The 265-nt window shown below is 61.1% G+C and carries 1 protein-coding gene; it reads right to left on the bottom strand.

Going from position 1 to position 265, the window contains the following annotated elements; all coding sequences use genetic code 11:
- Positions 1-72: 72 nt before the first annotated feature.
- A partial coding sequence (locus AC0IW9_RS31015; protein ID WP_471652143.1) for a hypothetical protein occupies positions 73-265 on the bottom strand: 193 nt, incomplete at its 5' end.

Raw genomic sequence — 265 nt, 5'->3', positions numbered from 1 at the left:
ACCTTAACCCCTGCGGTTCCAGGCCCGGCCAATCGCGGCTGAAGCCGCTCCTACAAAAAGCGGGGCGGTCGGTCATTTCTTCTTGCGCGGCCCGGTGTTAAAGCTGGGCACTTTGCGAATGGCTTTCACCGGTGCGTCCAGCGGCTCGGCGCTTTCGGTCCATTTGCCCAGGGTTTTCTTGCCGCCACCGCCGCCGGTTTTTGGCTTTTTCGGTTTCTTCGGTTTTTTCAGTACCTGGCCGGTGGGGTCGGTCATCGGTACGCGG

This window comes from Belnapia sp. AC561, from assembly GCF_979252845.1.
Note: the sequence above shows the minus strand (reverse complement) of the source record. Positions and strands in the feature narration are given on the sequence as shown.